This window comes from Paraburkholderia aromaticivorans, assembly GCF_012689525.1.
GTDB lineage: Bacteria > Pseudomonadota > Gammaproteobacteria > Burkholderiales > Burkholderiaceae > Paraburkholderia > Paraburkholderia aromaticivorans_A.
Genome location: NZ_CP051514.1, coordinates 420,519 through 433,097, shown reverse-complemented (window position 1 = coordinate 433,097; position 12,579 = coordinate 420,519). Strand labels below are relative to the sequence as shown.

Sequence of the window (12,579 nt, the reverse complement as noted above, 5' to 3'; positions counted from 1 at the left end):
GGCGCTAGTACTAAACCGCTGACGCGGTAGTGGGAGGAGTGCGAGAGCTGATGGCTGACGTTCATTGTCGCGGTGAGCTGACGCAGGATCCCAACGAGGGGACGCAGATACCTCCAGGAGCAGTATGTGGATGCCCAACCGGGCTCCACCACTGCTTCCAGGAGGTTAGTCATGACGCCGCTGCGCCAACGCATGTTGCACGACATGGAGATCCGTAATCTCGCCGAGAACACACAGAAGTCCTATCTGATTCAGGTATCCAGTTACGCCCGTCACTTTCACCGTTCGCCCGAACTGCTGGGCCCCGACGAGATCCGGGCCTGGCTCATCTATCTCCGGGAAGAGCGCAAGCTGGCACCCGGCAGCCTCGGCCCAACGATCGGCGCACTCCGGTTTCTCTACCGTGTGACGCTTAAGCGCGACTGGAGCGACGAGGATTTTCCCTTGCCGAGGAAGCCGTTCCGACTGCCGGTCGTCCTCAGCCTGGAGGAGATCACCACCTTCTTCGAGTCGGTCGCCAGTCTCAAGCACCGCACCATCCTGATGACCGCGTACGCCGCCGGACTGCGGGTGTCGGAAGTCGTGCATCTGAAGGTCACCGATATCGACAGCAAGCGCATGGTTATCCGTGTGAACCAGGGGAAGAACCGTAAGGATCGCTATGTAATGCTCTCCCCGAGGCTACTCGACATCCTGAGGCTGTACTGGCAGGACGCCCATCCGAAGGAATGGCTCTTTCCAGGCAGCATTCCGGGGCGGCCCATCACCCGCCATGCCGTGGGCGACGCATGCGAGCTTGCGCGCAAGCGCAGCGGCATCGCCAAACCCGTGACACCCCATTCTTTGCGGCACGCGTTCGCCACGCATCTGCTGGAAGCCGGTACTGACGTGCGCCGGATCCAGCTGCTGATGGGCCATAGGTCCCTATCGACAACGTGCCGTTACCTGAAGGTGGCCACCAGCACCGTGTGCGCCACCACCAGTCCCTTCGATCTGCTACCGCACCCTGCACCCATTCCATCCCCGCCACCTGCGCCCGAGTACTTCTGAGCGCAGTCATGCGGCCGGCGCTCGAAGTGGCGGACATTTTCCGCCAGTGTGGGCCCAGTTTCCGGCTATCCCATGCCGAGGGGCTCAGTCGTGTGCAGCGACGCGTGATGAGTGCCATCGAGCTGTGTCGTACCGCAGCGCTTGGTGCCCATCTCGAGCAGTGCGATGCATGCGGCCATCAGCGCATCAGTTACGACTCGTGTCGTAACCGGCACTGTCCGAAATGCCAGTCACTCGCCCGCGCGCAATGGCTCGAACGCCGGCATGCGGAACTCCTCCCCTCGACCGAGTATTTCCATGTCGTCTTCACGCTTCCCGAAACCATCGCCGCTCTCGCGTTCCAGAACAGGAGGACGCTCTACGATCTGCTGTTCCGCGCCAGCGCCGAAACGTTGCGCACGATCGCCGCCGATCCGAAGCACCTGGGCGCCGAGATCGGCTTCCTCACGATCCTGCATACGTGGGGACAGAATCTGCAGCATCACCCTCATGTGCATTGCGTTGTGCCGGGCGGCGGCATCTCCCCGGACGGCGAGCGCTGGATCGCCTGCCGTCCCGGCTTCTTCCTTTCCGTGCGGGTCCTGTCACGGCTCTTTCGCCGCCTGTTTCTCCAACAGCTGCGCCGCGCTTACGACGCCGGCGGGCTGCGCCTGCACGGTCAGTTCGAATCCCTGAGCGATCCCGTCGAATTCGCAGCCTGGCTTGCACCCGCGGCACGGGCGGAGTGGGTGGTCTACGCCAAACCACCCTTTGGCGGTGCCGAACACGTGCTCGATTACCTGGGCCGCTACACCCACCGCGTCGCCATCTCCAACAACCGGCTGCTCGCCTTCGACGGGCACACCGTGCAGTTCTGCTGGAAGGACTACCGGCACGAGTCCAGACAAAGGACCATGACGCTCACGGCCGACGAGTTCATCCGTCGCTTCCTGCTGCATGTGCTGCCTGACGGCTTCAAGCGCATTCGCAGCTACGGGTGGCTCGCCAACTGCCACCGTGCCGACAAGCTCGCCACCTGCAGGCAGCTGCTCGGTGTCGAGGCTCCCGCTGCTGCCGCAGCCGAGCCCGGGGAAGACTACCGTGACCGCTACCAGCGACTCACCGGCAAGTCACTGCGCGACTGCCCCGTATGTGGCAAGGGACACATGCTCCGCATCGAAGACATGCCCGGCAGCCTTCCACGAGCCCCGCCAGGTCCCACCCATGCGCGCTAGTTGCCACCGCACCTGTTTCCGTACACGTTCGCCTTTCCTGACGAGGCCAACGCGGCTGCACTCGTGCCTTCGATCTGCTGGCGCACCAGCGTACTCCAGAATGGCGGGTGATTTGCCGCTTCACGCGCACATTCCCGCTTCCTTTACACGTGATGCTTCCCACTCTCGCCGGAAGTCCGTGTCTGATCACCCCTGCAAGACATCACAAATTACCGCGGCGGTCATTCAATGCCCATAGCGGCCACCGCCTGCGGAGCGGTTTAGCACAAACGTTTTTTTGATTACCGGTCGCGGATCAGGTCCGACGACATGGCGATGCGCTGGTTGCCGCGACCGCCAACCAAAAAAACCTCTGCCTTATCTACCCAGCGATATAAGCGTCATGCCTGCGCGACACATCTTCTCGCCTCGGGCTTTACGCTTAAACAGATCGGCGACCATCTGGGTCATCGCAGCGCATACGCGACCCGTGTGTACGCGAAGGTCGATCTGGCCGGATTGCGGCAGGTCGCGGAGTTTGATCTCAGGGGGCTGCTATGAAGCTCGGCGCTGCAGTGGACGAATATGTTCACCACAAACGTTCCCTCGGCATGAGATTCAACACCGAGGCCCGTACGCTCAAATCCTTTTGCGGGGCCTTGGGCGACGTGTCGATGGCCGGTGTTAGGCCCGATCGTGTGTACAGTTTCTTGGCTGGCTCTGGGCCGGTAACGGTTTTCTGGGGAAACAAACACTCGGTTCTGCGCGGCTTTTATCGCTTTGCATTCGCACGCGGTTACGCAACTAAGTCTCCGTTGCCTTCCCTATTCTTGCCTGCAGCCTTCGAACCTCACGATGGCACCCGGCCCAGTTAATGCCGGGCCAGTGCCTCGCGCGATCGGAGGATGCACCCGCGCCATGTTGCTGCACAGTCATCTGCTTCTCCTCCTTGAAAGGTTGTTCAAGCTCTCCAGTGACGAAAGACCATACGGAAGTCTGCCCGCTTTCGCGTGAGATGATGTTGTCTCGCGACGCAATCCCTATCTGCCCGATTACAGGGCAGCGTTCGCTTTCTCCGCTTTCCTCTACCCGCTGCACCCTCAGCTCCCCTTGCGGGTCGCCTGCCATTCCTGACGGCACGTCGGGCTTACCATGCTCCACGTATGCAACACGAATAGGGGGTAGATCCTGCCTATCCACCGGCGGTCTGCTTGTCCGTGTGTTTCCTGAACTGTCAACGCCGACTGAAACCTCGCCCCCCGATTCTCCACCAGTGAACTGCTGCGCGGGATGTGTTCCATGACCTGCGTCACGGCGGCGAAGACGGCGTGGAAGCGGGCGCCCAGTTTTGATTGTAACCGGCGCCAGCCTTGTCAGTACGCGGGCGAGGTGGTGGGTTTGCGGTGCAGCACGCACGCGGCGCGCACGAGATCGTCGGGCACATTCGCGGCCTGTGCGATGGCAGCGAGCTTCTCATCGAGCACGCCGGCGAACGCGAGCAGGTCGTCGCGCTGGTTCTGCAATGCCACGCGCACCGGGCGGATGCGACGCGCGTCCTGATGCTCGCGCCCGAGCAATTCGTCGACAACGAAGTCGAACAGTATCTGCCGGGTGGCAAACACCGGACCCGCCAACGCCAGAATGTCATGACTGAACCACTGGGTGAGTGTGCGGATGTCGCGCGTCAGTTCATGCGCCGGGGCGTCAGCCTGGCGCGCCTGCCCCAGCGCGGCAGCGAAGCGGCGCGCACGACAGCGCGCGCGGGCGCGCCCGATCCTGGCTTCGAGCTTCTGGCGCCGGGTGCGGTCTCCCCGGGCGAGGTTGCCCAGCGTGTTGGGGAGCGCCTCGCACTGGCGCTGGATGTGAAACACATCGCTATGGCACGGCGTGTCGCCCCAGGCGGCCTTCTGTCCGGCGCGCAGGCCCTGGCCTGCATCGGCAATCGTGTAGTCGGGAGCGAGCCCCTGCCTCGACGCGTCGAGCAGATGCATGCCCCATGTGTCGCCGTCGCGATGCTTTTCGGCCGTCAGCAGGTAACAGTCGGTTGACTGCGCATCGACGCCGGCGAGCACCGGCCGCGCGCCTTGGAATATCTCGTCGTGCAGGCTCACGCGACTACCTGAGAGGTCCTGCTCGCGGTTGATCGCGCCGGCCTGCTGCGCGGCCCATTGCGGCACCTCGTGCACGCTGCCCACGCTGACGGACACGCCCAGCAGATCGCGCATGGACTCCGTCACCCCGCGATATGAACTGCGGCAGATCAGCGTCAGCCCGAGCATCGCCTGACACAACCAGCTCCGGGTGACCGGCAACTGAAACAGTACCTCGTCATCGGGCCCGCCGAACAGAACGCGTCATTGAGCGCGTCGCTCGCCTTGTCCCTTTGCGCATAGACGAACTTGCGACTCACGCCGAGCCGCGTGGACAGTTCGCTGATCGTTTCCGATCCTGCCAACGCCTGAACGGTCAGCTTCGTGCGTTCACTCTCAGGCAGCCTCCCTGCCACACTGGCGGACCGATTCATCCATGCACCACGCTTGAAGAAAATGGGCTGCCATTATCAGCCATGGCAGTCTCATCAAGCCTCGCGCCTGTCACCCTAGGTCGAACCACGCCTGAAATTCAGTAGCCGTATTACTGAGCTTGCTTGGGGCCTGCAATAAGCGCCCGCACGAGCATCACGGCGAATATCGAGTTCGTGACGAGATATCTCTTCCACATACGAGTCGGTTCCTGTATTACTCGATATAACCATTCCATGCCTGCGCGCTGCATCCATACAGGCGCACGCCGAACCTTCCCTGCAACAACGTCAAACGTTCCGCCGACACCCATCACAAAATCAACGCCAAGCTGATCTTTCCAGCGGTTGATGAAGTTTTCCTTCTTGGGTGAAGTGATCGCGACGAACAGCATTCTTGCCCCAGAATCGCGGATGCGCTTTACGATTGCCGCTTCATCATCCCAGAAGTAGCCGTGGTGAAACCCCGCTATGATCAACTCCGTGTGCAGCTCTTGCAGCTTCACACTTACGGAGCTAACCACGACATCCGTAGCCCCCAAAAGGAAGATCGGGAACTTCTCGCAAGCTGCCATTTCGACCAAATTGCCGAAGAGATCTACTCCGGACACACGCTCAGGAATGCACACCCCGAGAATTCGCGCCCCCCAAACGACTCCCATGCCGTCTATGTTGATAATGTGACACGCAGCCATAGAAGCGGCCAGTTGCTTGTCCTTTTGCGCGTGCACGATCTTGGCGACGTTCACGACAACGTGCTGCGTGAATTTGCGTTTTCTGATACGTTTGGCGATCAGGTCAACCGTCTCATCCATTGCCGCCACATCCATTGGAGTCTTGAAAAGACTAATTCGCTTCATATTTACTTTAAATTATCAGTTAATTACTCGAATAGAAACGGGACCGTAGAACAACGTGCGCTTTTCAACAGTGGAAGGGTCCGTAAGCCACTGAGCCTTGTAAAGACCAAGTTTCAGGTAAGCTTTATCATCCTTTTGATACGCATTGGGCAGGCCATTCGTCTCGAAAACGACCTTTCCATTTTTTCGCAACTCCGTGATGGCGTATTCCCCGGTACCATCTGGTAAGTAGCGCAACTGCCAATGCACGAGGCTCCCCCTGTCACTGCTAGCCGAACCAAAAAACTCAGTTATAAAGTCAGGACGATAGAGCGTTCGGCTATGAACCTCGTATTGGCCATCGCCAGAAAAGAAAAGACCAAATGGGGGATAACCTGCATTCGGTCCCTGATGGATTTGCGCGATCAGTTCCTGCTGCTTGGAGTCGAATTCGTAATCTTTAGGAATGTATATGCTCCAATCGATGACGTACTCTTTCTTTTGCTCGAAGTACACGAATCCATTGAAGGAAATCTCAGCCCGAGGCGTTCCATTAGCAACCTTGGAATAGTTATCGGATTTATCGATTGTGGCCTGCATCATTGGAGGCAGATCTACGTCAGCAGGACGCGCTATTTTTATGGATTCCGTGTTCGGCGCTTGGCATTGAATGTGCTTGTCAATACCATTACTCCAGTCCGTATAAAATAGTACGTCACTGGAAAAGGCCGAATTCGTGCTGAACGCAAGCACTACTAGAGCCGCCAGGCGAATACCAGTCTTCATGAGTTTATATCCTTTGTCATGCTGCATTATTCGTTGCTGCAATCTATGGCGCTACCGTTTCCGGGAACGCCTTTACGCAATATGGAGCACGATTCTAGCTATGGCAGTGCTCGATCAGCCGCCCGATCTTCTTTGCGATGATTTCCACCCCGAAGGTAGAATCGACCCATTTTCTTCCTGCATCAGGTCGTGACTGATAATTAAGTTCATTGGCTCGGAGTATCGCGTGCGCAATTTCCTGCGGATCACTTGAGCGAACAAACACCCCTCCCGGTTGGTGCACCACTTCCATGACGGGAGGGTGTGCAAAGGCCACGATAGGAAGTTCGTACACTTGTGCCTCTACGAAGCTCATACCAAACGAATCAATCTGGCTCGGAAGACAGAACACATGGGAGTTCCGTAAGAGTTCTTCCTTTGCGTCGCCCGAAACCCATCCTTCCATGTCCACGCGTTCAGATAACCCCTCATCGGCGATCAGTTTTCCGAGAGAAACCCCCAAAGGACCCTCCCCTCCGATTACCAACCTGTAGTTAGGAGGCAGATATTTCATAGCTTTTACGGTTTCCGCAAAACCCTTACCATCAACTAGACGCCCCAGTGACAGAATGGTGACGCGTCCTTCATCCCGAATTTTTTTTCGAGGCGGCTGCTTCGGAATTCTGTAGGGGTTGGGAACCACCTCCAAGTTTTTCACAGAGGATTCGCGCTCTATGAGTTCCTTAGCGAACTCCGTCAGTGCGACGGAGCGATGACCGCAGCGGATCAACGTCAGAAGAAGAAACCGCCAAGTCGTATTCTGAAGATACTGTTCCAGGTACGGCGTATGCACATAAACCACGGTCCTCTGCACGAGAACGAATCGTAGATACAGTGCAAGGAGCAGCATTCGAATGATACAGAAGCCAGATCCAGGATGAATATGGAAGGTGATCCTGTCTTTTCTTCTGACAAACAAAACGGCGATTATCTTGAAAAACGAGGCGACCCATGGCAAAATTTTTCCAATGGCACCCCCTCCCCTGTGCGTTGGGATTAACTGCGTGCTGCCAATGAGGTTGAGCGCCTCCATGTGGATTGGTACTACTGTTGCAATCCCACCTTTTCCGCCCTCGGGCTCCGTCGATAGCACTACATTATGATCACTCATTTATAGCTCCCCGCCCCCTTTTCATTTCAACAGGCCTTCACCAAAAAGCCGTCTACGATTTATCCGTATTAGACACCACCAAGATAGAGCGCCGGATAATTTCCGAAATCATCGCCAGATACGGAGCGATAATTGCCGATTTCATCATGTGCCCAGCAGTACAGGCAATGCACACAAAAAGAACGAAGAAATACTTTCCGAATCTACCAGCCGAATGTCGTTGCTTGTGAATAAACAGCTTGTATAGCTCGATGAAATACAGAGCGAACACCGGAATTCCCAGGATCAAGGCGATATCAATCTCATCCATTTCCGTGAGGTAGTTGACGATGGGGTATCCGCCAACAAAGAACGGCAGGAATCCATCCCGGGCTACGTTTTTCCAGATATCAGAAAATTTTTGATTTCGTCCAGACAGCAACGTGCTTTGCACTTGGCTATCAGAAGACACGAAATTGCTATGGTAAGTGAAGTATTGAATACTTAAATCTACCGCCTCATGAACCGCAGGCACGAACAAGTAACACGCCAATGCAATACAGGCGATCAGTGAAACCGTAATCGTGATGAGGAACGAAGCTTTCACCGTTCCGTAGCGCGAATAGTAGTACGCTCCCAGAACCCCAATACATGCGAGCGGCGCAGCCTTGGTGCCCAGCATGAACGAGGCCAAAAATAACGTTATCAAAAATACTTTTCGACGCTGAGACCATTCACCTCGCAGCGCGCCCAAGAAGGCGAAGGCAACACCGGACAACAGAACGCCAGACGCCTCATTCTGCGCATAGAAGATACCTTTGTATCCGGCGCGTGCATGGTTAGCATCTGTATGATAAGCGCGAAACATATCAACAGAAAGAACCGAACCCATGATGATGCATCCTGCATAAATCATGAGGGTGAAGGCCAGTAGTTTCTCTATTGACCTTAGCTGCTGATTAGTCAACCGTCGAAAGGCCGACGCATAGACAAATACTGCGAAAATTTCGGCAAGAATAACGATGACCTCTTGAACGAAGTCGCCTCCTGTCATACCCTCTCGCGCAAAGGAAATACCCGATGCCAATATCGCGATTATTACCAGAGAAAAAACCCTAAAGTCTGCGAACCTCAGTCTTCCGCTTGTGACAAGCACGGTCGATAGCACGACCGTCATCGCAATGCGCCCGTAAATCCAGTAGCGACCGCCCACTTGACCTTCGGACAGCCCCCGCACGGCATACGTGTAAAGAAAATCCGATATCGGAAACATCGCTATACCAAGTCCCAACACGAGATATAACAATGTGAAGGACCCTGTTTGGGACCTACGAATTGCCGGGTTAGCGTTAGTCACTTACTGACATCCTTGTTACCTTCATGCAGTGCCGAAAGTATTTGAAAATACTTGCCAGTCACCTTGTCCCATGCGTGTTCTTCCGCAGTAGCGAGCGCCGCAGCACTTAACTTAGATCGCAAGTCTGCGTCTGACACCAAGCGCATCACTTTGGAGGCTATGTCATCTGCTTCCTGCTTAATGAACATCCCATTTTCTTCATCACGCAAGAAATCAACGATTCCACCGACGGGGTGGGCCAACACAGGCTTGGCGCAAGCCATAGCCTCAATTAGGACCATTCCGAACGTTTCATAATCTGTCGGCAAGACAAATGCAAAGCATTTTTGGTACAAATCAACGGTGTCAACCGTCCCGAAGAATTGCACACGATCTGCAACGCCGAGAGAGTTGGCATACTCCCGGTAGACATCAACATTACTACTTCTACCGCCGCCAACCCATAGCACTATTCGTTGCGGAAGGCTGCTCAGCGCCTCGATTACATAGCGAAGCCCCTTAGCCTCAAATTGATGCGCAATGAATAACAGTGGCAGTGTCGAGGAATCTACCTCCGGCGAAACAAAACTTGGTTTGAACTTCGTTACGTCAACGCCGTTATGAATAACAGCCAACTCCCTGTCGCGCCGCATCATGGGCTTCGCGTCCTGCATTGCGGGCCATGAGACTGCCACGATTGTAGATACTTTCCCTCGCGACAGAATCCACCTTTCGCGCAAAATCTTCGCAGATATGACAGGATTCAAGTAGCGTAGAACTTTTCTAAACGCTGAACGTTGATCCATCGCGGCCTGCACGCGTACTACATTGTGTAGAATGAGAGCATCCGCCGTGAGTATATCGATGTTGTGATTGAAAATGACATAACCTCGTTTCCTGAAATTTGCGGCCTGAAGGGTGCCAAAACCCATAAAACAGAAGACTTGCAAGTTGTGTCTTAGCAGCCGCGTGAACTTATTTTTCGTCTTCCACCGATACAGCGCGTTTCCGAATGGAGTTGTTCGAACTTCTACCTCTCCACGCAATTCCGCTGCGTAAGCATCCGCCAATACGGTGACATCGCATCCCAGCCGGGAGAGACCTTTTGCGGTCTCTACGATGACCCGTCCTCCACCTGTCCCATTTAGGTCACGTCCTGCGATTAGCACCTTGATTTGATCTTGCTTTGAACCGTCACGCATTACGTTGTGCATTTAGTAGCTGTGTAAAGTGGCTACGCAGACGCTTGGAACCCAAGATAACGGCTACGAAAACGAAAAATATAGCGGCTTCGGCAATCAAAAATGACAGTGCCGCGCCGCCCGCTCCGCACATGGGGATCAATCGGTACGTAATGCCGACATTGAGAGCGCCCGCGAGAAGCATCGTGAACGACCGAATCTTTCCGCAGCCAAATGGTATAAGGACCTGCAACCCGAGTGTATATGCAACGTTGCTAAAGAGCGCAGCCGTACAGAGAAGTATCAGCAGAGAAGCCGCCCCGATAAATGCGTCCCCGAGAATCAACTGCGTAATATATGTAGAGGCGCAATAAACTACTACAACCCCGAGTAGCGTAATGCCGAAAGTCAACCCTATTGCCCGCAGCGTGAGCTTCGCTGCGGCGCGCGTGTTGCTTAGCATAAGCGCAGAAACACGTGGATAAAAAACCGTATTAATCTGTGTAGGAACCATATTTCCCATAGTCTTTATACGGTCCGCCGCAGCATACAAGCCAACCTGGTCCGGTGTGCTTGCAGCCCCTAACAATACGATGTTTGCGACGCCAAAAAGGCTGACGGACGCCGTGGACAGAAACATGTCCGCGCTTTGTGAAAGACGCTTGCCAATCAACCGCCACGCGCCCGCTGGACGACGCAAGAGGCCAATCTTTCTAACCATGAGCATCGAGAATACTCCGGTCAGGACGGGCGCTACTGATTGGATTGCAATCGCGTATCCAACATCATCTGCCGATTTCACAAATAGAAACACGAAAGGCAGCGTCAAAAATCGACCCGCGAGCGATACGACGGCAAATTGCGAAAACCGTTCGAGTCCTTGCAAAACCCAACTGAGCGTAAATACGTTTCCTGCGACGGAGGTCCACGCGATCAAAATGAGTGGCATCGCTCGTGGGTCGATCCAGTGAAGCTGATAAGCCAGGAAGAGTCCCAAAAGCGAAAGGATACAAAGCAATGCTTTCGCGAATATGACTGACCAAATCAATTCGTTGATTTCTCGCTTATCGCCCCTGCACTCAATAAGTGCACGAGGGCCGCTGAGGTTGAAACCCCAATCAGTCAGCAAACTCCCATATACCGCTATTGAAGTAGCATAACCCAGCAGACCAAAATGGGTCGGGCCGAGCATATGCGTCAGATATGGGAACGTAAGCATCGGCACGACATAGTTTCCAACCTGCCACATCACCATGACGAGCAAGTTGTATCCCAGTCTAACTTTTGAGGGAACCGAACTCATGGCTTATAAAATACGCCTCGTGTATCAATGACCGTCTTCCCTTCCAGAAGAGACATATCCAAATCCACGAACTCGCGATGACCCACAAGCAGGAGGACGATATTTGCTTCCTTGAGGGCTTTTTCGACGGACTTGAAATCCACGACGTCACGGAGGGGTTCCGTAAGCTCACTGATATTGGGCTCAACAGCAATAACCTGCATAGGATATTTCACCCCAAGTGCATGCGTGATTTCCACGGCAGGGCTTTCGCGCAGGTCGTCAATGTTGGCTTTAAATGCCAGGCCGAGACAGGCAATAACGGGGTTCTTGATACCCCTGGCTGCTTTTTCAACCTTATCGAGCACCCAAACCGGCTTGCTATCATTGATTGCTCGTGCGGCCCGGATCAGCCGAGCATCATCCGGTGCAGAATCTACGATAAACCACGGGTCGACTGCAATGCAGTGGCCTCCCACGCCGGGACCTGGCTGAAGAACGTTCACACGGGGGTGCCGATTAGCCAAGCCAATCAGTTCCCAAACGTTGATGTCCAATTTGTCAGCGATTATCGAAAGTTCGTTGGCAAACGCAATATTCACGTCGCGGAACGAATTTTCTGTGAGCTTGCACATTTCCGCAGTGCGTGCATCCGTGATTACGCATTCACCACGGACAAACGTCTTGTAGAGTTTGGCGGCTTGCTCGCTGCAATTAGTGGTCATACCACCGATCACGCGATCATTTTCGATCAGTTCCCGAATGACGTGACCAGGCAGCACACGCTCGGGGCAGTAGGCGATACGAACATCGGAGTCGTCGCCTGCTTGTTGCGGAAACGTCAGATCGGGACGTGCCTGCGCGAGCCATGCAGCCATTTGCTCCGTTGCACCGACCGGCGACGTCGATTCGAGAACGACCAGATCCCCACGCTTGAGCACAGATGCAATCGACAAAGACGCCGCTTCTACATACTTCAGATCAGGAACGTGGTCGTCCTTGAACGGTGTCGGAACGGCGATCAGAAAGGCGTCAGCAGCTTCAGGCGTGGTTGTCGCACGGAGCCTGCCCGCGTGAACGGCTTCTTTGACTCGGGTTTCCAAACCGGGCTCCACGATGTGAATTTTGCCACGGTTAATCGTATCAACGGCGTGCTGATTTACATCAACGCCAACTACCGTCAGCCCATGACTTGCAAACGCTGCGGCCGTCGGCAAGCCAATATACCCTAAGCCAATAATCGAAATCTTCTTCATTTCCTT

The 12,579-nt window shown here is 55.1% G+C and carries 11 protein-coding genes; 3 read left to right on the top strand and 8 right to left on the bottom strand.

Annotation, left to right across the window (positions count from 1 at the left end; genetic code table 11):
• The first annotated feature begins 171 nt into the window (after positions 1-171).
• The 3 genes from HF916_RS01940 (at position 172) to HF916_RS01930 (ending at position 2,804) form a co-directional block, all read left to right on the top strand.
• Positions 172-1,050 (top strand): tyrosine-type recombinase/integrase, encoded by an 879-nt coding sequence (locus HF916_RS01940; protein WP_168787613.1) that lies wholly within the window; start codon positions 172-174, stop codon positions 1,048-1,050.
• A gap of 8 nt (positions 1,051-1,058) precedes the next feature.
• Complete coding sequence (locus tag HF916_RS01935) at positions 1,059-2,264, top strand: IS91 family transposase (protein WP_168787612.1); 1,206 nt, start codon at positions 1,059-1,061, stop codon at positions 2,262-2,264.
• 309 nt (positions 2,265-2,573) lie between these two features.
• Positions 2,574-2,804: a tyrosine-type recombinase/integrase gene (locus HF916_RS01930; RefSeq protein WP_240975293.1), complete on the top strand. Its 231-nt coding sequence runs from the start codon at positions 2,574-2,576 to the stop codon at positions 2,802-2,804.
• A gap of 812 nt (positions 2,805-3,616) precedes the next feature.
• Here the strand turns inward: HF916_RS01930 and HF916_RS01925 are convergent.
• From HF916_RS01925 to wecC, 8 genes are all read right to left on the bottom strand, one after another.
• Positions 3,617-4,468, bottom strand: a complete 852-nt coding sequence (locus HF916_RS01925; RefSeq protein ID WP_206001761.1) for a hypothetical protein — start codon at positions 4,466-4,468, stop codon at positions 3,617-3,619.
• 409 nt (positions 4,469-4,877) lie between these two features.
• On the bottom strand, positions 4,878-5,579 hold the full coding sequence (locus tag HF916_RS01920; protein ID WP_277352263.1) for a WecB/TagA/CpsF family glycosyltransferase: 702 nt from the start codon (positions 5,577-5,579) through the stop codon (positions 4,878-4,880).
• A 60-nt stretch (positions 5,580-5,639) separates the two neighbouring features.
• A complete protein-coding gene (locus HF916_RS01915) occupies positions 5,640-6,389 on the bottom strand; it encodes a heparin lyase I family protein (RefSeq protein WP_168787609.1) in 750 nt (249 codons plus the stop codon).
• Positions 6,390-6,483: 94 nt separating this feature from the next.
• On the bottom strand, positions 6,484-7,539 hold the full coding sequence (locus HF916_RS01910; RefSeq protein WP_168787608.1) for a glycosyltransferase family 4 protein: 1,056 nt from the start codon (positions 7,537-7,539) through the stop codon (positions 6,484-6,486).
• Positions 7,540-7,591: 52 nt separating this feature from the next.
• Positions 7,592-8,875, bottom strand: a complete 1,284-nt coding sequence (locus HF916_RS01905; protein WP_168787607.1) for an O-antigen ligase family protein — start codon at positions 8,873-8,875, stop codon at positions 7,592-7,594.
• Complete coding sequence (locus tag HF916_RS01900) at positions 8,872-10,056, bottom strand: glycosyltransferase family 4 protein (protein WP_168787606.1); 1,185 nt, start codon at positions 10,054-10,056, stop codon at positions 8,872-8,874. The genes HF916_RS01905 and HF916_RS01900 overlap by 4 nt, the downstream gene beginning before the upstream one ends.
• Positions 10,049-11,290 (bottom strand): flippase, encoded by a 1,242-nt coding sequence (locus HF916_RS01895; protein WP_240975396.1) that lies wholly within the window; start codon positions 11,288-11,290, stop codon positions 10,049-10,051. The genes HF916_RS01900 and HF916_RS01895 overlap by 8 nt, the downstream gene beginning before the upstream one ends.
• Positions 11,291-11,334: 44 nt before the next feature.
• Positions 11,335-12,573 carry a UDP-N-acetyl-D-mannosamine dehydrogenase gene (wecC, locus tag HF916_RS01890; protein ID WP_168787604.1) on the bottom strand — a complete coding sequence of 413 codons (1,239 nt, stop codon included), beginning with the start codon at positions 12,571-12,573 and terminating at the stop codon, positions 11,335-11,337.
• Positions 12,574-12,579: the final 6 nt, after the last annotated feature.